Origin of the sequence: Nocardioides plantarum (assembly GCF_006346395.1) — a bacterium.
GTDB lineage: Bacteria > Actinomycetota > Actinomycetes > Propionibacteriales > Nocardioidaceae > Nocardioides > Nocardioides plantarum.
Window position 1 is genome coordinate 133,775 of sequence record NZ_VDMS01000004.1, and the last position, 20,565, is coordinate 154,339.

Sequence of the window (20,565 nt, forward strand, 5' to 3'; positions counted from 1 at the left end):
TCAGACGTAGCGCACCTGGAGCTCCTTGAGCCCATTGATCCACGCGTGCCGCAGCCGGCGCGGCTCGGCCAGCTTGGTGATGTCGGGACACAGGTCGGCGAGGGCGTTGAAGATCAACCGGATCTCCTGGCGGGCCAGGTTGGCGCCGACGCAGAAGTGGGCGCCGTTGCCGCCGAAGCCGACCTGCGGGTTGGGCGAGCGGGTGATGTCGAAGCGGAACGGGTCGGTGAACACGGCGTCGTCGTGGTTGGCCGAGGCGTAGAAGAGCGCGACCCGCTGCCCCTGGGTGACCGTCACCCCGCCGATCTCGACGTCGTGGAGGGCGGTGCGCTGGAACACGGTGACGGGGGTGGCGAAGCGCACGACCTCGTCGACCATCTCGGCCGGCCGCTCACGCACCCAGAGGTCCCACTGGTCGGGGTTGTCGAAGAACGCGTTCATGCCGTGGGTGATGGCGTTGCGGGTGGTCTCGTTGCCGGCCACGGCCAGGAGGATCACGAAGAAGCCGAACTCGTCGTCGGTCAGGCCGCGGCCGTTCTTGTCGGCGTGGATGAGCTTGGTGAGGATGTCGTCGCGCGGGGTGGCCTTGCGGTCGGCGGCCATCGTCATCGCGTAGCCCAGGATCTCGGCGGCGGCCACGTCGGGCTCGCCCACGATGTCGGGGTCGTCGCTGGCGAGCATCTGGTTGGACCAGTCGAAGATCTTGGAGCGGTCCTCCTGAGGGATGCCGATCAGCTCGGCGATCGCCTGGAGCGGCAGCTCGGCGGCGACGTCCTCGACGAAGTCGCCGGAGCCCTTGGCGATGGCGGCCCGCACGATCTGGTCGGCGCGCAGGGTCATCACCTCCTCGAGGGCGTTGATCGAGCGGGGGGTGAAGCCGCGGCTGATGATCGCCCGGTGGGCCGTGTGGTGCGGAGGGTCCTGGTTGATCAGGATGGCGCGCTGCAGCTCGACCTGCTCGCGGGTCATGCCCTCGGAGAAGCGGATGATCGCGCCGTTCTCCTCCGTCGACCAGTTCTTGCTGTCCTTGGAGATGGCGACGACGTCGGCGTGGCTGGTCACCGCCCAGTAGCCGGTCCCGGACTCCTCGGCCATGCCGTCGTAGGTGCCGGGCGCCTGCTCGACCCAGGTGATCGGCGCCGAGGCACGCAGGAGGCGGAACTGCTCGTGCGGGATCGCCACCTCGTTGAGGTCGGGATCGGTGAAGTCGAAGCCGTCGGGCAACACGTCGGTCATGGTCACGGTGGATCTCCCTCGCGCACGGACTGGAACCTGTTCTAGTCGGAGACTACATACTCTCGACATAGGACGAAAGGCTTTCGTATGTCGAGTCCGGACGTCGCGTGGTCCAGCCGATCTTGCGCGCAGAACGAGAACACGTTCTACTTTGGTCATGGGCACCCCTGTGATCGTCGACGCCGTCCGGACCCCCCTCGGCAAGCGCAACGGTTGGCTCGCCGGTCTCCACCCGGCCTCGCTGCTCGGGCAGGCGCAGCGCGAGGTCCTGACCCGGGCGGGGCTCGACCCCGAGCTGGTGGAGCAGGTCGTCGGCGGGGTGGTGACCCAGGCCGGTGAGCAGTCCAACGGCATGGTGCGGCGCGCCTGGCTGCACGCCGGGCTCCCCCAGCACACCGGCGGTACCGTCGTCGACGCCCAGTGCGGGTCGGGTCAGCAGTCGGCCCACCTGGTCCACGACATGGTCGCCGCGGGCACCATCGACGTCGGGGTCGCCTGCGGGGTCGAGTCGATGTCGCGCATCCCGCTGGGTGCCAACGTGCCGCCCGGCCTGGGTGATCCGCGACCCGACGACTGGTCGATCGACATGCCCAACCAGTTCGAGGCCGCCGACCGGATCGCCCGCCACCGCGGCCTGACCCGCGCCGACCTCGAGGCCTTCGGGCTCGCCTCGCAGCACAAGGCACGCGTCGCCGTCGACGAGGGCCGCTTCAAGCGGGAGATCTTCGGCGTCACCGCACCCGTGCGCGACGCCGAGGGCAACCCCACCGGCGAGAGCCGTGTGGTCGACACCGACCAGGGTCTGCGTGACACGACCCGCGAGGGCCTCGCCCAGCTGCGCTCGGTCCTGCCCGACGGCCTGCACACCGCCGGCACGTCGTCGCAGATCTCCGACGGCGCCGCCGCCGTCCTGATCATGGACGAGGGCCGGGCACGCGCGCTCGGCCTGACCCCGCGCGCCCGCATCGTGAGCCAGTGCCTCGTCGGCTCGGACCCCTACTTCCACCTCGACGGCCCGATCCAGGCGACCCAGCGGATCCTGGACCGCACCGGCATGTCGATCTCCGACTTCGACCTGTTCGAGGTCAACGAGGCCTTCGCCAGCGTGGTGCTCTCGTGGGCCGGCCAGCACGCCGTCGACCTGGACAAGGTCAACGTCAACGGCGGCGCGATCGCCCTGGGCCACCCGGTCGGCGCGACCGGCGTACGCCTGATCGCCACCGCGCTGCACGAGCTCGAGCGGCGGGACGAGAGCACCGCTCTCATCACGATGTGCGCCGGTGGGGCGATGGCGACCGGGACGGTGATCGAGCGGATCTGACAGCCCGCGGCCGGGTCCGGCGTACGGCGCCTCAGGCGCCGTAGACCGGCTCCGGGGCCGGCGCCTCGGCGAGCAACTCGCGCAGGGCGGGGCCGACGTCGGCGGCGTCCCAGCGGGAGCCGTTGTCGCAGGCAGGCCCGTGGGACCAGGCGTTCTCGACGGTGATGGTGCTGCCGTCGATCTCGATGACCCGACCCGTGACGTCGCCGGCCTCGACGCTGGCGAGCCAGGCGACGATCGGGGAGTTGTCCTCGGGCAGCGCCATCGCCGAGGTGTCGAAGGCGCCCTCGGTCATCCGGGTGCGGGCGACCGGGGCGATGGCGTTGACGGTGACGCCGTAGCGGCCCAGCTCCTGCGCGGCGACCAGGGTCAGTCCGGCGATGCCGGCCTTGGCCGCGGAGTACGTCGCCTGCCCGACCGAGCCCTGCAGCCCGGCGCCCGAGGAGGTGTTGACGACCCGAGCCGCGCGCGGGCGGCCCGCCTTGGCCTCGGCGCGCCAGTAGGCACCGGCGTGCCGCAGGGGCGCGAAGTGGCCCTTGAGGTGGACGCGGATGACGGCGTCCCACTCCTCCTCGGACGTGGTGACGAGCATCCGGTCGCGCACGAAGCCGGCGTTGTTGACCAGCACGTCGAGCCCGCCGAAGGTGTCGATCGCCTGGCGCACCATGGCCTCGGCCTGGTTGAAGTCGGCCACGTCGGCGCCGTTGGCGACGGCCTCCCCCCCGGCCTCGCGGATCAGCGCGACGACCTCGTCGGCCGGCGACCCGGCACCCCGCTCGCCGGAGAGCTCGCCGGACAGCGAGACGCCGTAGTCGTTGACCACGACCCGGGCCCCGTGGGCGGCGAGCTCGAGCGCGTGGGCCCGGCCGATGCCGCGGCCGGCGCCGGTGACGATCGCGACGCGACCCTTCAACAGATCTGACACGGGGGCTCCTCCGGGAGTGCCTAGGTGATGTGCAGGAAGACGGGCGGCTCGCCGCCGCCGTCGCAGGAGACGCGTGCCCCCGAGACGTACGACGCCAGGTCGCTGGCCAGAAAGACCGCGACGTGGCCGACCTCGAGCGGGGTGGCCATCCGGCCCAGCGGGATGGTGCGCTCGATCGCGGCGACGCGCTCGTCGCCGCCGTAGTGGTCGTCGGTCTGCTCGGTGCGGCACAGCCCGACGTCGATCGCATTGACCCGCACGGCGGGCCCCCACTCCATGGCCAGCGAGGTGGTCAGCGAGTCGAGGCCGGCCTTGGCGGCGGCGTACGCCGCGATGGTGGGCGCCGGGCGGTGCGCCGAGATGGAGGAGATGTTGACGATGCTGCCGCCGCCCTCCTGCTGCTGCATGACGCGGTGGGCAGCCTGGGAGACGGCGAGCGGGCTGAGCAGGTTGAGGCCGACGATCTTGTCGTGGAACCTCGGCGATGCGGTGGCGGCGTCGGTCGCCGGGGCGCCGCCGGCGTTGTTGACGAGCACGTCGAGCCGGCCGTGGGTCGCGACGATCGCGGCCACCAGGGCGTCGACGGCCTCGGGGTCGCGCACGTCGCAGGTGCGGTGGTCGGCCCCGGGGACCGTCGGGGACGCCGACCTCGCGCAGGTCACGACGGTCGCGCCGGCGGCGAGGAACGCCTCGGTGATGCCGCGCCCGATGCCCCTGGCGCCACCGGTCACCAGGACCACGCGTCCGGACAGGTCGAGGACGAGGGCCATGACTGGTACCCTACCAAGCAAACGCTTGGTTGTGTCTCGACAGGCTCGACACCCGGAAGGCGCCCATGCCGATCACCTCCCAGCTCCGTCCCGACGGCATCCGTGTCGTCACCATGGAGCACCCACCGGTCAACGCCCTCCCGGTCCAGGGCTGGTACGACGTCGCCGCCGCGATGGACGAGGCGGCGACCGACCTCGACACCAGGGTCGTGGTCCTGCGGGCCGAGGGGCGCGGCTTCAACGCCGGTGTCGACATCAAGGAGATGCAGAGCACCGCCGGGTTCGACGCCCTCCTCGGCGCCAACAAGGGCTGCTTCGCCGCCTTCAAGGCCGTCTACGAGTGCGCGGTGCCGGTGATCGCCGCGGTCAACGGCTTCTGCCTCGGCGGCGGGGTCGGCCTGGTCGGCAACGCCGACTGCATCGTGGCCAGCGACGACGCCTACTTCGGCGTGCCCGAGGTCAAGCAGGGCGCCCTCGGCGCGGCGACCCACCTGGCTCGGCTCGTGCCGCAGCACATGATGCGCACCCTCTACTTCACCTCGCGCACCATCAGGGCCGCCGACCTCGTGCAGTTCGGCTCGGTCCTCGAGGTGGTGCCGCGCGCCGAGCTCGACGACGCGGCGATGCGCGTCGCGACCGACATCGCCGCGCAGGACACCCGCGTCGTCCGGGCCGCCAAGGAGTGTCTCAACGGCATCGACCCGATCGACGTCAACAAGAGCTACCGCTTCGAGCAGGGCTTCACGATGGAGCTCAACCTCATGGGCGTCAGCGACGAGCTACGCGACGGGTTCGCGGGAACGGACAAGGCCCACCAGTGAGCAGGACACCCCGCGACAAGCGGATGAGCATCGACGAGGTCGTTGCGTCCCTCGAGGACGGCATGACCATCGGCATCGGCGGCTGGGGCCCGCGGCGCAAGCCGATGGCGCTGGTCCGCGCGATCCTCCGCTCGGACCTCACCGACCTGACGATCGTGTCGTGGGGCGGTGCCGACGTCGGGCTGCTCGCGCGCGCCGGCAAGATCCGTCGGCTGGTCTACGCGTTCGTCTCGCTCGACACCGTGCCGCTGGAGCCCCACTTCCAGCGTGCGCGCCAGTACGGCACGATCCCCGAGGTCGTCGAGCTCGACGAGGGCATGTTCCAGACCGGCCTCAAGGCCGCGTCCGAGCGCCTGCCGTTCCTGCCGATGCGGGCCGGGCTCGGCTCCGACGTCCTGGTCAACAACCCGTGGATCAAGACCGTCGCGTCGCCGTACGCCGAGCCCGACGGCACGGTCGAGACCTTCGTGGCCGTGCCGGCGCTGAGGCTGGACGTCGCACTGGTCCACCTCAACCGCGCCGACCAGCACGGCAACGCGACCTACCTGGGTCCCGACCCCTACTTCGACGACCTGTTCGCGATGGCCGCCGATCGCACCTACCTCTCGGTCGAGCGGGTCGTCGACACCGCCGGCCTGACCACCGACACCCCGGTCCAACGGCTGCTGCTGAGCCGGATGCTCGTCACCGGCGTGGTCGAGACGCCGAACGGCGCGCACTTCACCGACTGCCGCCCCGACTACCCGCGCGACGAGCGCTTCCAGCGCGCCTACGCTGCGGCGGCCGGCGGAAGCGACGAGGACTGGGCGGCGTTCGAGTCGCGGTTCCTGTCCGGTGACGAGGCGGCGTACCAGGCCGCGGTCCGGACGTTCACCGAGGAGCAGGCATGAGCGACGACGACACTCCGACGACCCGGGCCGACGTGTGCGCGGCGGCGGTCGCCGACGCGTTCAAGGACGACGGCGAGATCTTCGCCAGCCCGATGGGGACGATGCCGATGCTCGGCGTGCGCCTGGCCAAGCTGACCTCCAACCCCGACCTGGTGATCAGCGACGGCGAGTCGCTGTTCCTCGGCGGCACTCCCCCCATCTTCGCCACGGCCGACGTGGTCGAGGGGTGGATCCCGTTCCGCAAGGTCTTCGACGTCGTCGCCCACGGCAAGCGCCACGTGATGATGGGTGCGACCCAGGTCGACCGCGACGGCAACCAGAACATCTCGGCGATCGGACCCTTCGCCCAGCCCACGCGCCAGCTGCTCGGCTCCCGCGGCGCGCCCGGCAACACGGTCAACAACCGCACCTCCTACTGGGTGCCCCGGCACTCGCCCCGGGTCTTCGTCGAGGCCGTCGACATCGTCTCCGGCGTCGGGCCCAAGCGTGCTGCCGAGGCCGGCCCGGCCGCCGCGCGGTTCAACGACATCCACCGCATCGTGACCAACCTGGCCGTCCTCGACGTCGGCGGCCCCGACCGCACGGTGCGGGTCGTGTCGGTCCACCCGGGCGTCACCGGCGCCGACGTCCAGGCGGCCACCGGCTTCGATCTCGGCGATGTGGCCTCGGCGCCACAGACGCGCCGGCCGACCGCCGAGGAGCTGGTCCTCATCGCGGAGGTCCTCGATCCGAAGGGCTACCGCTTCAAGGAAGTCCCCCGGGAGGCACCATGATCGAGCAGCTGATCCGGACCCCGTTCACCGACCTCGTCGGCGTACGACACCCCGTCGTGCAGACCGGCATGGGGTGGGTCTCCGGGCCGCGCCTGGTCTCCGGCACCGCCAACGCCGGCGGTCTCGGCATCCTCGCGTCGGCGACGATGACCTACGACGAGCTCGAGCGCGCGATCGTCGAGACCAAGGCCCGCACCGCCAACCCGTTCGGTGTCAACCTGCGTGCCGACGCCGGCGACGCGGGCGACCGCTGCGACCTGCTCATCGAGCACGGCGTCAAGGTCGCCTCGTTCGCGCTGGCTCCCAAGAAGGAGCTGATCGCCAAGCTCAAGGACCACGGCATCGTCGTGATGCCGTCGATCGGCGCGGCCAAGCACGCGGTCAAGGTCGCCTCGTGGGGCGCCGACGCGGTGATGGTGCAGGGCGGCGAGGGCGGTGGCCACACCGGCGCCGTACCCACCACGCTGCTGCTCCCGACCGTCCTGGACGCGGTCGACATCCCGGTGATCGCGGCGGGCGGGTTCTTCGACGGCCGCGGTCTCGCGGCCGCGCTCTCGTACGGCGCCGCCGGGGTCGGCATGGGCACCCGCTTCCTGCTCACCCAGGACTCCGCGGTGCCCCGGGCCGTCAAGGACCTCTACCTCTCCCACGACCTGACCGGGACCGTCGTGACCGCCAAGGTCGACGGCATGCCGCACCGGATGCTGCGGACCGACCTCGTCGAGTCGCTCGAGGGCACCAGTGCCGCGAAGCGGTTCGGTCCGACGATGCGTCGCACCCTGGAGTTCAAGCGCGACAGCGGCATGAGCTGGGCGCAGCTGGCCAAGGACGGCCGCGCGATGCGCAAGACACAAGGACGCACGCTGGGGCAGATGGCGCTGGCCGCCAACACGCCGGTCATGCTCAAGGCCGGCCTCGTCGACGGCGACACCGGTGCAGGCGTGCTCGCCTCGGGTCAGGTCGTGGGCGTCATCGACGACCTGCCGACGTGCGAGGAGCTGATCGACCGGATCGTCGTACGCGCCGCCGAGGAGCTGAGGCGCGGTTCGTCGTACGTCGTGTGACGATGCGTGCGTGAGTGACCCCCTGGCCGTGCTCAGCGAGGTCCAGCGCGACCTGCTGACCGCCTGGCTCCCCGGGCTGCGGGTCGTCCGCGACCTCGGCTGGGGCCTGGTCGACAGCAGCGTGCTCGAGGTCGAGGCGGGCGGCGACCGCTACGTCGTCAAGGCCGACGGCGATGCCAACAACCACGTCCCGCGCGAGCTCGTCGCCCACGCGAGGTGGCTCGGTCCCTGGGTCGCGGAGGGCCGTGCGCCACGCCTGGTGGCCGGGGACGCCGAGGCGAAGATCCTGGTCACCGCCTACCTGGAGGGCGAGCTCGTGCTCGGCTCCCCCGCCCAGGACGATCCCGGCACCTTCCGTCAGGCCGGCCGCCTCCTGGCGCTGCTCCACGCCCAACCCGGCCACGTCGATGCGACCTACGAGGCCGTCGAGGACGCCAAGGTCCTGCGCAACCTCACCAAGCCCCACCGCATCGACGCGGCGATGCACGCCCGCCTGGAAGCGACGATCTCCGCCTGGCCGACCGGCCCCGTCGCCGTGGTGCCGACCCACGGCGACTGGCAGCCGCGCAACTGGCTCGTGCACGAGGGTCGCGTCGCCGCGATCGACCTGGGGCGCGCGGCTCTGCGCCCGGCGATGACCGACTGGCTGCGCCTCGCCTCGCGCGACTTCCGCTGGGACCCGGCTCGCGAGCGGGCCTTCGTCGAGGGGTACGGCGGCGACCCGCGCGAGCCCGAGGCCTGGTGGCGCGAGCGCGTGCGCGAGGCCGTCAACACCGCGGTCTGGGCCTACGCCGTCGGCGACGAGCCGTTCGAGGCCGAGGGCCACGCGATGATCGCCCGGGTGCTCGGAGCCGCCGACGACTGAGTCGTCGGGGCCGGCCGGGGCCGACTCGGGCCGGCTCGGGTTGGCTAGAGCGGCTTCTGGAAGTCGAGACCGCGGCCCATGACGCGGTAGCCCAGGGCCTCGTTGACACCGATCATGAAGCCGTTGGACTCGGCGTTCCAGGTGTCGATCTCCGTGACGTCGGGTCGCTCCTCGCGCAGCCACTGCAGCATCCCGGTCTTCAGCAGGGCACCGAGCCGGTGTCCGCGGTGCGAGGCGACGACCGAGGTGTCGTGCTGCTCGGCCAGCCCGGGTCGGTCCGGGTCGACGGCGACGACCGTCTGCCCGGCGAGCTCGCCGGTCCGGCGATGGCGCGCCATCAGCCGGTAGAGGGCGAACCCGCGCGAGACCTGGGCGTCGTCGTACGCACGGATGCGGGCGGCGTCGACCACCTCGTCCTCGATCTCGAGGCCCTCCTTGGGTGCGTCGTTGATGGCCGACGCCATCGCGGCCACCGCCTCGAGCTCGTCCTCGGTGGTGCGGTCGCGGCGTCGTACGAGCTCGTAGTCGGGCGCGGCGGCGGCCGCCTCCGCGTGGAGCCGGTCGACGACGGCGGGGTCGACGTCGGCGAGGTACTGACGACGGTTGATCCCGCTCGCCTTGTGCTCGTAGCCGTGCGCGCGGGGGAAGGCGTCGAGCCCGCCGACGTCCCAGCAGGAGGTGCCGACGGAGGTGCGGCCCATCGCACGCAGCTCGTCCTCGAGGTGCACCAGGATGGCCGTACCGAGGCCGCGTCGGCGATGCGCCGGACGCACGTCGATGGAGATCCACCCGACGTGCAGGTTGTCGCGCTCGCTGGACGAGATCACGCCGGCGGCGACGACCTCGTCGCCCAAGACGCCGACGTACGGCGTGGGTTGCTCGCCGTCCCACCCGTGCCGCAACCAGCCCGCGGTGAGCCCGGGCGTGGTGGGGTGGAACCAGGAGGAGTCGTGCGACTCGGACTCGTTGCGCACGTCCACGAACCCGAGCAGGTCGGTGCGGTCGTCGGGGGTGAAGCGTCGGATGTCCACGAGCGACGAGCATCACGCATCCCGCGGCGTCGGGCCAACGGTTATCCGGGCCTAGGGTGGAGCCATGACCCAGGAGCCGACGCCGCGGCGCGCCAAGCACCTGATCGATCCCTCGGTGCCTCGCAAGCAGGCGAGCGCGGCAGACATCGCCCGGCTCGAGCGGGTGCAGCGGACCGTGATGTCGGTCCTGGTCGGTACGACGATCTTCCACCTGTCGGTCGGGCTGGTCATTGCTGCGGTCGTCATCGACGACTCGGAGCGCGTGGCCCAGGTTGGACTGTGCGTGCTCGGCGGCGCCTTCGGCGTCGTGGCGATGGCGGCCGCGTTCGCGATCCACCGTCGCGCGGTCGTCAGCCCGTGGCTGCTGGTGGGCCTGGTGCCCACCGTGGTCGGGCTGATCCTCGTCCTGGGCTGAGGACGATCCGTCACCGCTGGCGGTCTGCGGTGTGCCCCGTCTGACCCTGTGGAACCGACCAGCAGTCCTCCACAGGTGCGCCGTACCCTCCGCTCGTCCACAGACTCGAGCTTGGCGTCGGTCGGCCGTCCACGCGGTGACCTAGCGTCCCGCCCGTGTCCGCACCGACCTTGACCGATCTCGCTGGATGGCTCGAGGCCATACAGGACATCGGCCTGCCCGTCGGCCCCGGCGAGTCCGCCATGACCGATGCGGAGCGCATCGACCAGATCACCGTGATCGAGCAGCTCAAGAACGCCCTGGCCGGCGCGCAGGGGCGTCTGGGGCACGCCTACGAGGAGTCGCAGCGCGTAGCGCAGCGAGCTGCCGGACGACCGGCGACACGCATCGGTGAGGGCATCGCCCAGAGCGTGGCGCTCGCGCGACGGGTCAGCCCCGGGGTCGCCACCACCTTCCTCGGGCTCAACCGGATCCTCGCCACCGAGATGCCCCACACCGCGCGCGCCCTGGGTGAGGGCCGCCTGGCCGAGTACTCCGCCACACTGCTGGCCCGCGAGACCGCCTGCCTCGACGTCGGGCACCGCGCCACGATCGACGAGAAGATCGCCGGGTCCGACCTGGTCGACCGCCTGAGCCGCAACCAGCTCGTGGCCGAGACCCGCCGTCTCGCCGCCCGCCTCGACGCCGCCGGCGTCGCCCAGAGGCAGGCGCTGGCCGCCAAGGACCGTCGGGTCACGTTGCGCCCGGCGCCCGACACGATGACTTACCTCACCGCCCTCGTGCCGGTCGCACAGGGCGTCGCGATGTACGCCGCGCTGAGCAAGGAGGCCGACCGGGCCAAGCAGGACCCCGACGACCCACGCGGACGTGGCCAGGTCATGGCCGACACCCTCGCCGAGCTCGTCACCGGACGCCGGGCCGAGGCGCCACCCTCGGTCGACCTGCGCCTGGTGATGACCGACAGGGCCCTGCTCGCAGGTGACGACGAGCCGGCCCTGCTGCCCGGCTACGGAATCGTGCCGGCCGAGTGGGCACGCGACCTGGTCAAGCGCGCGCTCGGTCGCGCCAGCGTGTGGATCACCCGCCTCTACACCGCCCCCTCGAGCCGCCAGCTGATGGCCGCCGACTCCCGGCGTCGCAAGGCGCCGAAGGGACTGGCCGCGTTCATCGGCGACCGGGACCAGCTGTGCCGTACGCCGTGGTGCGGCGCCCCGGTCCGCCATATCGACCACGTGCAGCCGCACCGCGACACCGGTCGCACCGCCGCCGACGACCTGCAGGGGCTCTGCGAGGCCTGCAACTACGCCAAGGAGGCCCTCGGGTGGTCCTCGAGGCCACGCCCCGGCCCGTGGCACTCCACCGAGATCACCACACCCACAGGTCACGTCTACGTGTCCTGGGCGCCACCGTTGCCCGGTGCTCCTGAGCGCATCGCCGACCCAGGCGGCGTCAGCGACCCCGGCGACGAGGTCACCTGAGGCCCGCGACGCCGGGCGATCCTCAGAGCCGCTCGATGATCGTCACGTTGGCCTGTCCGCCGCCCTCGCACATCGTCTGCAGGCCGTAGCGCCCGCCGGTGCGCTCGAGCTCGTTGAGCAGGGTGGTCATCAGCCGGGTGCCGGTGGCACCGATCGGGTGGCCGAGCGCGATCCCGCCGCCGTTGACGTTGACCTTGTCGTGCGGCACCCCGAGCTCCTCCTCCCAGGCCAGCACCACCGAGGCGAACGCCTCGTTGCACTCGAACAGGTCGATGTCGTCGATGCTCAGCCCGGTCTTCTCCAGCGCGTGCCGGGTGGCGCGGATCGGACCGGTGAGCATCCAGACCGGGTCGTCGCCACGGACCGAGAGATGGTGGATCCGGGCGCGCGGGTTCAGGGCGTGCTCGGCGATGCCTCGCTCCGAGGCGATGAGCATCGCGCTCGATGCGTCGCAGATCTGGGAGGCGACGGCAGCGGTGATCCGCCCGCCTGGCACAAGCGGCTGCAGACCGGCCATCTTCTCCAGGGAGGTCTCCCGCGGACATTGGTCGGTGTCGACCACGGTGCCGTCGGCCAGCGTCACCGGCTCGATCTCGTTCGTGAAGCGTCCCTCGGCGATGGCCGCGCGGGCACGGTCATGCGAGGCGAGTGCGAAGGCCTCCATGTCCTGGCGCGAGATCGCCCATCTCTCGGCGATCATCTCGGCGCTGTTGAACTGCGAGACCTCCACATCGCCGAACCGCTCGACCCATCCGGGCGACTCGGCGAACGGCGTCGAGAAGCCGTACTGCTGCCCGACGAGCATCGCCGCGGAGATCGGGATGGCGCTCATGTTCTGCACCCCGCCGGCCACGACGAGGTCCTGGGTGCCCGAGAGCACGCCCTGCGCCGCGAAGTGCACCGCCTGCTGCGAGGACCCGCACTGCCGATCGATCGTCACGCCCGGCACGTGGTCGGGCAGACCGGCGACGAGCCAGGCGGTGCGGGCGACGTCGCCGGCCTGGGAGCCGATCGTGTCGCAGCAGCCGAGGATCACGTCGTCGACGGCCCCCGGGTCGACACCGGTACGCCGGACCAGCGCGGCGATGCTGTGGGCGGCGAGGTCGGCGGAGTGCACGGTGGCGAGCGCCCCTCCGCGCTTGCCGACGGGGGTGCGTACGGCGTCGACGATGTAGGCCTCGGCCATGTCAGCGTTCCTTCTTCGTGCGGGTGGGACGGGTCGTGGCGGGCGGGCCGGTCGGCGAGGCGATGCCGTCGAGCAGGATCGTGAGGTACTGCCTCGCGATCACGTCGTGGGTGAGCTTGCCGCCGGGGCGGTACCAACCGACGGCGACCCACACCGTGTCGCGGATGAAGCGATAGGTGAGCTCGACGTCGAGGTCGGTGCGCCACGCCCCAGCGCGCACCCCGTCGTCGAGCAGGGTGATCCAGACCGCTCTCGACTGGGCGTTGCGCTCGGCAAGATAGGCGAACCGCTCGAACCCGCCGAGGTAGGCCGACTCGTTCTGGAAGATCGCCACCTCGTGCGGGTGCTGGTCGATGGCCGCGAACGACACCACCACCGCCTGCTCGAGCTTGGCCCGCGGGTCTGCATCGCCGAGCAGGATGGCGTCGTACTGCCCGAACAGCTCGTCCTGGAAGGTCCGCAGGATCTCGTCCACCATCGACTCCTTGGAGTCGAAGTGGTGGTAGAGGCTCCCGGAGAGGATGCCGGCCGCCTCGGCGATGTCGCGCACCGTGGTGTTGCGGAACCCCTTCTCAGCGAACAGCCCCGCGGCGATGGCGAGCAGCTCGGTCCTGCGCGACGCGGCGGGCTCGGAGGAGGCGGGCGACGATGCGGCAGCCACCTCAGGCCTGCTGACTGCTCACGGCGACGACCTCGCCGGTCATGTACGACGCGTAGTCGCTGGCGAGCATGATCATCACGTTGGCGACCTCCCAGGGCTCAGCGGCCCGGCCGAACGCCTCGCGTTGCTTCAGCTCGGCGAGCAGGTCGTCGCTGGTGACCTTGGCCAGGAACGGGTGCATCGCCAGGCTGGGGCTCACCGCGTTGACGCGGATGCCGTACGGCGCCAGGTCGATCGCCGAGCAACGGGTCAGCGCCATCACGCCGGCCTTCGCGGCGGCGTAGTGGGCCTGGCCCTCCTGCGCGCGCCAGCCGATCACCGAGGCGTTGTTGACGATGACGCCCTTCTTGCCGGCGGCCACCAGGCGCTGCCCGGCCGCCCGCACGCAGCGGAAGGTGCCGGTCAGGGTGATGTCGAGGACCTTGAGCCACTGCTCGTCGGTCATCTCCAGCACCGACGCGGTGCCACCCAGGCCGGCGTTGTTGATCATCACGTCGACGCCGCCGAGCTCGTCGGCCACGTCAAGCAGCGCCGCGACCTGGGCCTCGTCGGTGACGTCGCAGACCAGCTGGCGCACCCGCTCGGCACCGAACTCGGCCGCCAGGGCCTCCTCGGCCTCGGCGAGGCGTCGCGCGTGGGTGTCGGAGAACACCACGGCCTTGGCGCCCTCCTCGAGGGCCCGACGTACGACGGCCGCCCCGATCCCGGCACCGGCGGCGGCGGTCACCACGACGACCTTCCCGACGAGCAGGTCGTGCCCGGGCACGTAGTCGGGGGCCGGCTGCTCGGCTCGCGTGGTCGTCATCAGGTGGTGCCCTTCGGTTCACGGGGAAGACCCAGCACGCGCTCGGCCAGGATGTTGCGCTGCACCTCGTCGCTGCCGCCGTAGATGGTGTCGGCGCGCGAGAAGAGGAAGAGTCGTTGATGCTCGTCGAGGTCGTACGCCGGGCGATCGCCGGGGTCGCGGCTCGACGCATCGCCGGAACGGGTCAGCAGCCCGTCGAAGCCGGCGACCTGCATCGCCGCCTCGCCGAGGCGTCGGTGCCAGCCTGCCCAGACGAGCTTGAAGATCGAGCCGGCACCCCCGCCGGCGGAGGAGTCGTCACCGCCGGCGACCTGCGAGAGGCCGCGCAGTCCCTGGGAGCGGATCACCGACAGCTCGACCTTGAGCGAGGCGAGGCGGTCGCGCACCACGGCATCGTCGATCGAGCCGTTGGCCTTGGCGCGGTCGACGACCGAGGCGAGCTCACGGGCGTAGTCGACGGTCTGCGCGAGGGTCGAGACGCCGCGCTCGAAGCCGAGCAGGCCCATCGCCACGCCCCAGCCGCGGCCGGGCCCGCCCACGACCAGGTCGGCGGGGGTGCGGGCGCCGGTGAAGAAGACCTCGTTGAACTCCGAGCCGCCGGTCAGCTGCTCGATCGGGCGGACCTCCACGCCGTCCTGGTCGAGCGGGACGAGCAGGAACGACAGGCCGGCGTGGCGCACCGACCCCGGCTCGGTGCGGGCGATCACGAACACCCACTGGGAGAAGTGGGCGTTGGAGGTCCACACCTTCTGCCCGTCGATCACCCACTCACCGGGGCCGCCGGACCCACCGGACCCGCCGGACCCGACCTCCAGGCGGGCCTTGGTCTGCACGTTGGCCAGGTCGGAGCCGGCTCCGGGCTCGGAGTAGCCCTGCGCCCAGAGCTCCTCCACCGCCAGGATCGGCGGCAGGAACCGCGCCCGCTGCTCGGGCGTCCCGAAGGCCATCAGCGTCGGGCCGAGCAGCTGCTCACCGAGGTGGTTGACCCCGTGCGGCGCGTGGGACCGGGCGTACTCCTCGTGGAAGATCACCTGCTGCCACAGGCTCAGCCCGCGGCCACCGTGCTCGGTCGGCCATCCGACGCAGGTCCAGCCGTGGGCGGCGAGGTGGCGGTTCCAGGCGAGCCGCTCCTCGATCGCCTCGTGGTCGCGCCCCGGCCCGCCGAGGCCTCGGAGCCCGGACCAGTCGGCCGAGGCGAGGTGGTCCTCGAGCCAGGTGCGGACTTCGGCGCGGAACGCGTCGTCTGCGTCGGAGTAGGCGAGGTCCACGAGTGCTACCCTACCAAGCAAATGCTTGGTTTGCCGTCGAGACCCACCACGCTGCCCGCCCTCCTCCGCGATGCCGCGGAGCGTTTCGGCGAGCACCCGGCGTACGTCGACGGGGCGACGGTCACCTCCTACGCCGAGCTCCTGGTCCGCGTCGAGACCGCCGCCGCGGCGTACGTCGCCCGCGGCCTCGAGCCCGGCCGTGCGGTCGCCGTCTGGGCGCCCAACAGCACGGAGTGGGCGGTCGCCGCGCTGGCGGTGACCTACGCCGGTGGGGTGCTGGTGCCGCTCAACAGCCGCTACACCGCCCACGAGGTGGCCGACGTGCTGACGCGCACCGACGCCGCCATCGCCGTGGTCGCCGACGGCTTCCTCGGCCGCACCCAGATCGCCGACCTGGCCGGCCTCGGCACGACGACGCAGCTCGTCGACCTCGCCGACCTCGCCGACGACGGGACCACCCCCGACCACCTGGCCGAGGCCCGGCAACGGGCCGACGCGGCCACCCCCGACGACGTCGCCGACGTGCTGTTCACCTCCGGGACCACCGGGCGCTCCAAGGGCGCGATGAGCGCGCACCGCCAGACGATCGGCGTCGCGCAGGCGTGGGCCGAGCTGGGCGGCGTCCGGGCCGAGGACCGCTACCTCGTGGTCAACCCGTTCTTCCACTCCTTCGGTTACAAGATCGGGATCGTGGTCGGGCTGCTCACCGGCGCGACCCTGTTCCCCGTCGCGACCTTCGACGTCGACCAGACGATGCGGACCATCCAGGACCAGCGGATCACCCTGCTGCCCGGCGCACCGACGATCTACCAGTCCCTGCTGGCCGCACCGAGCAGGTCCGACGTCGACCTGTCCTCGCTGCGCCTGGCGGTCACCGGTGCCGCGGTCGTCCCCGTCGTCCTGATCGAGCGGATGCGCGCTGCATCGCCGGACGGGCTCGGCATCGACCAGGTCGTCACCGCCTTCGGGATGACCGAGGCGGTGGTGGTCACCATGTGCCGCGAGGGCGACTCCGCCGAGACGGTCGCGACCACCAACGGTCGGGCCATCCCCGGCATGGAGATCCGCATCGACGGCGCTGCATCGCCGACCGACGAGGGCGAGCTGCTGGTGCGCGGCGAGCACGTGATGCTCGGCTACCTCGACGACCCCGAGGCCACGGCCGCGGCGATCGACGCCGACGGCTGGCTGCACACCGGCGACGTCGGCACCCTCGACGAGGCCGGCAACCTGCGCATCACCGACCGGCTCAAGGACATGTACATCTCGGGCGGGTTCAACGTCTACCCGGCCGAGGTCGAGCAGGTCCTGCTGCGCCTCGACGGGGTCGACGACGTCGCGGTCGTCGGATCCCCGGACGAGCGGCTAGGCGAGGTCGGCACGGCGTACGTCGTCGGCTCGGCCACCGCGCAGGACGTCGTCGCGTTCGCGCGGCAGCGGCTGGCCAACTTCAAGGTGCCGCGGCACGTGACCCACGTCGACGCCCTGCCCCGCAACCTGTCGGGCAAGGTGCTCAAGACCCAGCTCAGGAGCAGCTAGTGGACCTCACCCTGTCCGAGTCCGAGCTGGCCTTCCAGGCCGAGACGCGCGCGTGGCTCGCCGCCCACGTGCCCGCCGAGCCGTTGGCGTCGATGGACACCGCCGAGGGGTGGGCGCAGCACCAGGCCTGGGAGAGGCAGCTCAGCGACGCCCGCTGGTCGGTCGTGTCGTGGCCCGAGCGCTACCACGGCCGCGACGCCAGCCTGGTCGAGTGGGTGATCTTCGAGGAGGAGTACTACCGCGCCGGGGCACCCGGTCGCGTCGGCCAGAACGGCATCTTCCTGCTCGCGCCGATCCTGTTCGACCACGGCACCCCCGACCAGCAGGACCGGTTCCTGCCGACCATGGCGACCGGCGAGCGGATCTGGGCGCAGTGCTGGTCCGAGCCCGAGGCCGGCTCCGACCTCGCGTCGCTGCGCTCGACGGCCCGCCGCGACGACGAGCGCGGCGGCTGGCTGCTCAACGGGCAGAAGACGTGGTCGTCGCGGGCGTCGTACGCGCACTGGGGCTTCGGCTTGTTCCGCTCCGACCCGCAGGCGCAGCGGCACGCCGGGCTCACCTACTTCCTCTTCCCGCTCGACGCCGACGGCGTCACCGTCCGGCCGATCGCGCAGCTCGACGGTGAGGCCGGCTTCGCGGAGGTCTTCTTCGAGGACGTCTTCGTGCCCGACGCCGACGTGCTCGGTGGGGTCGGTGCCGGGTGGGACGTCGCCATGAGCACCGCTGGCAACGAGCGCGGCCTGTCCCTGCGCTCCCCCGGTCGCTTCTGCGCGGCGGCCGACCGGCTCGTCGACCTCTACCGCGAGACCCCCGACGGCCCCGACCGCGACGCCGCGGCCCAGGGCGTCGTCGACGCCTGGCTCGGCGCGCAGGCCTACCGCCTCTACACCTGGGGCACCGTCACCCGCCTCGCCGGCGGTGGCGACATGGGCGCCGCCGGGTCGGTCAACAAGGTCTTCTGGTCCGAGCTCGACATCGCCCTGCACGAGACGGCGCTGGGCCTGCGCGGCCCGGCCGCCGAGGTCGGGTCGACGTGGCTCGACGGCTACACGTTCTCGCTGTCCGGGCCCATCTACGCCGGCACCAACGAGGTGCAGCGCAACATCGTCGCCGAGCGCATCCTCGGCCTGCCCCGCGAGCCCAGGCCGAGCCGAGGAGCACCGACGTGAGGTTCGAGCCCACCGACGACCAGCGCGACCTGGCCGGCGCCCTCGAGGGCCTGCTCTCGGCGTCCGACACCGTCGCCGTCGCCCGCGCCTGGGCCGACGGCGACACCGCAGCCGGCCTCGCGCTGTGGAGGCGACTGGCCGACCTCGGCGTCACCATGCTCGCCACCGAGGCATCGCCGGTCGAGGTCGCCATCGCCTTCGAGGCGCTCGGCCGCCACGCCGTCCCCGGCCCCTGGGTCGAGTCGGCGGCCTACCTCCCGATCGCGCTCGGCCACGAGGTCGAGGGCGTCGCGACCCTCGCCCTGCCGCCGCTGGTGCCGTTCGCGCTCGACGCCGACGTCGCCGACCAGGTGTACGTCGGCGCCACCCCGACCGACCAGGTCGGCGCCCAGCACCCCTCGGTCGACCGCGCCCGGCGGCTGTTCGAGGTGACCGGCACCGCCGAGACGCATCCCGAGGCGCTCGACCTGGCGGTGCTCGCGACCTCGGCGCAGCTCCTCGGCGCCGGTGAGCGGGTGCTCGCCGACAGCGTCGCCTACGTCAAGCAACGCAAGCAGTTCGGGCGCCAGATCGGCAGCTACCAGGCGATCAAGCACTGCCTGGCCGACGTCCGCATCGCCCTCGACTTCGCGCGTCCGCTGGTCGTCGGCGCCGCCCTCGGCGAGGTCCCGGCGAGCGCGGCCAAGGTCGCAGCCGCCGACGCGGCCTACCTCGCCTCGCGCACGGGCCTGCAGGTCCACGGCGCGATCGGCTACACCGCGGAGTTCGACCTCAGCGTCTGGATCACCAAGATCCGCGCGCTCGTCAGCGCCTGGGGCACCCCGGCCCACCACCGGGCCCTGCTCCTGGGCAGCCTCGTCGACTCCCGCGACGGGACGGACCGCTGATGGAGTTCGGGCTCAGCGAGGAGCAGGAGGAGCTCGTCTCCACCGTGCGCGGCCTGCTGACCAAGCGCGCCGACTCCCGCGCCGTACGGGCCGCCATCGCCACGCCGCACGGCTACGACGAGGCGCTGTGGCACACGCTCGTCGAGCAGATCGGCGCGGCCGCGCTCGGCATCCCCGAGGCGTACGACGGCGCCGGGTTCTCGCTCTTCGAGTCGCTCCTCGTGCTCGAGGAGGTGGGCCGCTCGCTCGCTCCGTCGCCGCTGCTCTCCAGCCTGGTCACCTCCGAGGCACTGCTCGCCGGGGCCGAGGAGGAGGCGAAGGCCCGGCTGCTCCCCCGGATCGCGGCCGGTGAGGTCGCCGCGTTCGTCGACGGATCGGGCCGTGCGGTCCTCGACGGCGACATCGCCACGGTCCTGGTCGCGATGACCGATGGCGGCCTCGTCGAGGTCGACCCGGCGACCGCACGTCGCGAGCACGTCGGCTCCGTCGACCAGACGATCCGGCTCGCGCACGTCGACCTCGGCGGCGCCGCCACCACGCCGATCGGCGACTCCGTCGCCGCGTCGGCGGCCGGCGAGCGCGCGGCCCTGGTCGGTGCCGTCGGCACCGCCGCGCTCGCCACCGGCCTCGCCGCTCGCGCCCTCGAGATGACCGTGGGCTACAGCAAGGACCGGGTGCAGTTCGGTCGCCCGATCGGCTCCTTCCAGGCCCTCAAGCACCGGATGGCCGACCTGCTGGTGCTGGTCGAGATGAGCCGGTCGGCGTCGTGGGCGGCGTCGTACGCCGTCTCCTCACGCCACGACGACGCAGCCGCACTGGCCCACGTCGCCAAGTCCTACTGCGCCGAGGCCGTGGCCCACGTCGCCGGCGAGACCATCCAGCTGCACGGCGGCATCGCCATCACGTGGGAGCACGACGCCCATCTGGTCTTCAAGCGTGCGCACGCCCTGGGCCAGCTGTTCGGGCAGCCCCACGAGCACCGGGCGCTGCTCGACCTCTAGACCTTGCAGGTCGACGCGCGTCCCCGGGTCGCGACGAGTCCCATCAGCCAGCAGGTCGGACAGCCACGCCACAGCACCACCGTCAGCGGCAGCAGCAGGAGCCACCAGCCCGACAGCGACGCCAGCGCGATGCCGGCGACCAGCACGACGAGTCCCAGCACGCCACGCGCCACGTGCACCCCGACCGAGCGGCTCGCGAACATGGCCAGCGTCGGATCGACGTGGGGCTCGGGTCCCAGCCGCGTCCGGATCATCAGCCCACGTTAACCCTGTGTCCAACACGTCGAGCACTGTTGACCTGTTGTTGCCGTCGCGAGTCGAGGACGGACACGAGCGCTTTCTAGGGTGGAGTCATGACCAACGCCCAGGACCCCACCGACGCCGTGCAGATCGAGACCACCGAGGTCGACGACTACCCGACCGGGATGCTCGCCAGCCCCACCCGCACCCAGCTCTGACC

21 protein-coding genes are annotated in these 20,565 nt (G+C 72.1%); 12 read left to right on the forward strand and 9 right to left on the reverse strand.

All coding sequences use genetic code 11. The features are described 5' to 3' along the window. A complete protein-coding gene (locus FJQ56_RS16870) occupies positions 1 to 1,236 on the reverse strand; it encodes a cytochrome P450 (RefSeq protein WP_170215466.1) in 1,236 nt (411 codons plus the stop codon). A 157-nt stretch (positions 1,237 to 1,393) separates the two neighbouring features. On the opposite strand from FJQ56_RS16870, the gene FJQ56_RS16875 reads away from it, so the two are divergent. Beyond that, on the forward strand, positions 1,394 to 2,557 hold the full coding sequence (locus FJQ56_RS16875) for a steroid 3-ketoacyl-CoA thiolase (RefSeq protein ID WP_140010767.1): 1,164 nt from the start codon (positions 1,394 to 1,396) through the stop codon (positions 2,555 to 2,557). Between the two features lie 31 nt (positions 2,558 to 2,588). Here FJQ56_RS16875 and FJQ56_RS16880 read toward each other — a convergent pair whose 3' ends face one another. Together FJQ56_RS16880 and FJQ56_RS16885 are read right to left on the reverse strand one after the other, a co-directional pair. Next, positions 2,589 to 3,482: an SDR family oxidoreductase gene (locus tag FJQ56_RS16880; RefSeq protein ID WP_140010768.1), complete on the reverse strand. Its 894-nt coding sequence runs from the start codon at positions 3,480 to 3,482 to the stop codon at positions 2,589 to 2,591. Between the two features lie 20 nt (positions 3,483 to 3,502). After that, positions 3,503 to 4,252 carry an SDR family oxidoreductase gene (locus FJQ56_RS16885; protein ID WP_140010769.1) on the reverse strand — a complete coding sequence of 250 codons (750 nt, stop codon included), beginning with the start codon at positions 4,250 to 4,252 and terminating at the stop codon, positions 3,503 to 3,505. Positions 4,253 to 4,317: 65 nt separating this feature from the next. Here FJQ56_RS16885 and FJQ56_RS16890 point away from each other — a divergent pair, with 65 nt between their 5' ends. Genes FJQ56_RS16890 through FJQ56_RS16910 form a run of 5 tightly spaced genes read left to right on the forward strand, consistent with a single transcriptional unit; the run spans position 4,318 to position 8,665 of the window. Continuing rightward, positions 4,318 to 5,073 carry an enoyl-CoA hydratase family protein gene (locus FJQ56_RS16890; protein WP_140010770.1) on the forward strand — a complete coding sequence of 252 codons (756 nt, stop codon included), beginning with the start codon at positions 4,318 to 4,320 and terminating at the stop codon, positions 5,071 to 5,073. After that, positions 5,070 to 5,963 carry a CoA transferase subunit A gene (locus FJQ56_RS16895; protein ID WP_246084214.1) on the forward strand — a complete coding sequence of 298 codons (894 nt, stop codon included), beginning with the start codon at positions 5,070 to 5,072 and terminating at the stop codon, positions 5,961 to 5,963. Before FJQ56_RS16890 ends, FJQ56_RS16895 begins: the two co-directional genes overlap by 4 nt. Then, entirely contained in the window at positions 5,960 to 6,736 is a 777-nt protein-coding gene (locus FJQ56_RS16900; protein ID WP_140010771.1) for a CoA-transferase subunit beta, read from the forward strand. Before FJQ56_RS16895 ends, FJQ56_RS16900 begins: the two co-directional genes overlap by 4 nt. Next, complete coding sequence (locus tag FJQ56_RS16905; protein ID WP_140010772.1) at positions 6,733 to 7,800, forward strand: NAD(P)H-dependent flavin oxidoreductase; 1,068 nt, start codon at positions 6,733 to 6,735, stop codon at positions 7,798 to 7,800. Before FJQ56_RS16900 ends, FJQ56_RS16905 begins: the two co-directional genes overlap by 4 nt. A 10-nt stretch (positions 7,801 to 7,810) precedes the next feature. Next, positions 7,811 to 8,665: a phosphotransferase family protein gene (locus FJQ56_RS16910; RefSeq protein WP_246084215.1), complete on the forward strand. Its 855-nt coding sequence runs from the start codon at positions 7,811 to 7,813 to the stop codon at positions 8,663 to 8,665. A 44-nt stretch (positions 8,666 to 8,709) separates the two neighbouring features. Here the strand turns inward: FJQ56_RS16910 and FJQ56_RS16915 are convergent, their stop codons facing one another. Beyond that, positions 8,710 to 9,696 carry a GNAT family N-acetyltransferase gene (locus tag FJQ56_RS16915; protein WP_140010773.1) on the reverse strand — a complete coding sequence of 329 codons (987 nt, stop codon included), beginning with the start codon at positions 9,694 to 9,696 and terminating at the stop codon, positions 8,710 to 8,712. A 64-nt stretch (positions 9,697 to 9,760) separates the two neighbouring features. Between FJQ56_RS16915 and FJQ56_RS16920 the strand changes: the two genes are divergently transcribed. After that, positions 9,761 to 10,111, forward strand: coding sequence for a hypothetical protein (locus tag FJQ56_RS16920; protein ID WP_140010774.1), 351 nt, complete (start codon positions 9,761 to 9,763; stop codon positions 10,109 to 10,111). 155 nt (positions 10,112 to 10,266) lie between these two features. Then, positions 10,267 to 11,589: an HNH endonuclease gene (locus FJQ56_RS16925; protein ID WP_140010775.1), complete on the forward strand. Its 1,323-nt coding sequence runs from the start codon at positions 10,267 to 10,269 to the stop codon at positions 11,587 to 11,589. 22 nt (positions 11,590 to 11,611) lie between these two features. Here FJQ56_RS16925 and FJQ56_RS16930 read toward each other — a convergent pair whose 3' ends face one another. Genes FJQ56_RS16930 through FJQ56_RS16945 form a run of 4 tightly spaced genes read right to left on the reverse strand, consistent with a single transcriptional unit; the run spans position 11,612 to position 15,509 of the window. Continuing rightward, a complete protein-coding gene (locus FJQ56_RS16930) occupies positions 11,612 to 12,775 on the reverse strand; it encodes an acetyl-CoA C-acetyltransferase (RefSeq protein ID WP_140010776.1) in 1,164 nt (387 codons plus the stop codon). A 1-nt stretch (position 12,776) separates the two neighbouring features. Next, positions 12,777 to 13,436 (reverse strand): TetR/AcrR family transcriptional regulator, encoded by a 660-nt coding sequence (locus tag FJQ56_RS16935; RefSeq protein WP_140010777.1) that lies wholly within the window; start codon positions 13,434 to 13,436, stop codon positions 12,777 to 12,779. 1 nt (position 13,437) lies between these two features. Further along, positions 13,438 to 14,241 (reverse strand): SDR family oxidoreductase, encoded by an 804-nt coding sequence (locus FJQ56_RS16940; RefSeq protein WP_140010778.1) that lies wholly within the window; start codon positions 14,239 to 14,241, stop codon positions 13,438 to 13,440. Continuing rightward, positions 14,241 to 15,509, reverse strand: a complete 1,269-nt coding sequence (locus FJQ56_RS16945; RefSeq protein ID WP_140010779.1) for an acyl-CoA dehydrogenase family protein — start codon at positions 15,507 to 15,509, stop codon at positions 14,241 to 14,243. The genes FJQ56_RS16940 and FJQ56_RS16945 overlap by 1 nt, the downstream gene beginning before the upstream one ends. Positions 15,510 to 15,530: 21 nt before the next feature. Between FJQ56_RS16945 and FJQ56_RS16950 the strand changes: the two genes are divergently transcribed. From FJQ56_RS16950 to FJQ56_RS16965, 4 genes are read left to right on the forward strand one after another with little or no spacing between them, the layout of a single operon-like run. Further along, positions 15,531 to 17,048, forward strand: a complete 1,518-nt coding sequence (locus FJQ56_RS16950; RefSeq protein WP_170215443.1) for a FadD3 family acyl-CoA ligase — start codon at positions 15,531 to 15,533, stop codon at positions 17,046 to 17,048. After that, positions 17,048 to 18,217, forward strand: coding sequence for an acyl-CoA dehydrogenase family protein (locus tag FJQ56_RS16955; protein WP_140010780.1), 1,170 nt, complete (start codon positions 17,048 to 17,050; stop codon positions 18,215 to 18,217). Before FJQ56_RS16950 ends, FJQ56_RS16955 begins: the two co-directional genes overlap by 1 nt. Beyond that, positions 18,214 to 19,104: an acyl-CoA dehydrogenase family protein gene (locus FJQ56_RS16960; RefSeq protein WP_140010781.1), complete on the forward strand. Its 891-nt coding sequence runs from the start codon at positions 18,214 to 18,216 to the stop codon at positions 19,102 to 19,104. Before FJQ56_RS16955 ends, FJQ56_RS16960 begins: the two co-directional genes overlap by 4 nt. Then, positions 19,104 to 20,105: an acyl-CoA dehydrogenase family protein gene (locus FJQ56_RS16965; protein WP_140010782.1), complete on the forward strand. Its 1,002-nt coding sequence runs from the start codon at positions 19,104 to 19,106 to the stop codon at positions 20,103 to 20,105. Before FJQ56_RS16960 ends, FJQ56_RS16965 begins: the two co-directional genes overlap by 1 nt. Here the strand turns inward: FJQ56_RS16965 and FJQ56_RS16970 are convergent. Then, entirely contained in the window at positions 20,102 to 20,359 is a 258-nt protein-coding gene (locus FJQ56_RS16970; RefSeq protein ID WP_140010783.1) for a hypothetical protein, read from the reverse strand. The genes FJQ56_RS16965 and FJQ56_RS16970 overlap by 4 nt on opposite strands. Between the last annotated feature and the right edge of the window lie 206 nt (positions 20,360 to 20,565).

Coding starts and splice junctions, on each gene's coding strand:
- FJQ56_RS16870 (WP_170215466.1), bottom strand. CDS start 1,236: ATGACCGACGTGTTGCCCGACGGCTTCGACTTCACCGATCCCGACCTC.
- FJQ56_RS16875 (WP_140010767.1), top strand. CDS start 1,394: ATGGGCACCCCTGTGATCGTCGACGCCGTCCGGACCCCCCTCGGCAAG.
- FJQ56_RS16885 (WP_140010769.1), bottom strand. CDS start 4,252: ATGGCCCTCGTCCTCGACCTGTCCGGACGCGTGGTCCTGGTGACCGGT.
- FJQ56_RS16890 (WP_140010770.1), top strand. CDS start 4,318: ATGCCGATCACCTCCCAGCTCCGTCCCGACGGCATCCGTGTCGTCACC.
- FJQ56_RS16900 (WP_140010771.1), top strand. CDS start 5,960: ATGAGCGACGACGACACTCCGACGACCCGGGCCGACGTGTGCGCGGCG.
- FJQ56_RS16905 (WP_140010772.1), top strand. CDS start 6,733: ATGATCGAGCAGCTGATCCGGACCCCGTTCACCGACCTCGTCGGCGTA.
- FJQ56_RS16920 (WP_140010774.1), top strand. CDS start 9,761: ATGACCCAGGAGCCGACGCCGCGGCGCGCCAAGCACCTGATCGATCCC.
- FJQ56_RS16930 (WP_140010776.1), bottom strand. CDS start 12,775: ATGGCCGAGGCCTACATCGTCGACGCCGTACGCACCCCCGTCGGCAAG.
- FJQ56_RS16940 (WP_140010778.1), bottom strand. CDS start 14,241: ATGACGACCACGCGAGCCGAGCAGCCGGCCCCCGACTACGTGCCCGGG.
- FJQ56_RS16950 (WP_170215443.1), top strand. CDS start 15,531: ATGCTTGGTTTGCCGTCGAGACCCACCACGCTGCCCGCCCTCCTCCGC.
- FJQ56_RS16965 (WP_140010782.1), top strand. CDS start 19,104: ATGGAGTTCGGGCTCAGCGAGGAGCAGGAGGAGCTCGTCTCCACCGTG.
- FJQ56_RS16970 (WP_140010783.1), bottom strand. CDS start 20,359: ATGATCCGGACGCGGCTGGGACCCGAGCCCCACGTCGATCCGACGCTG.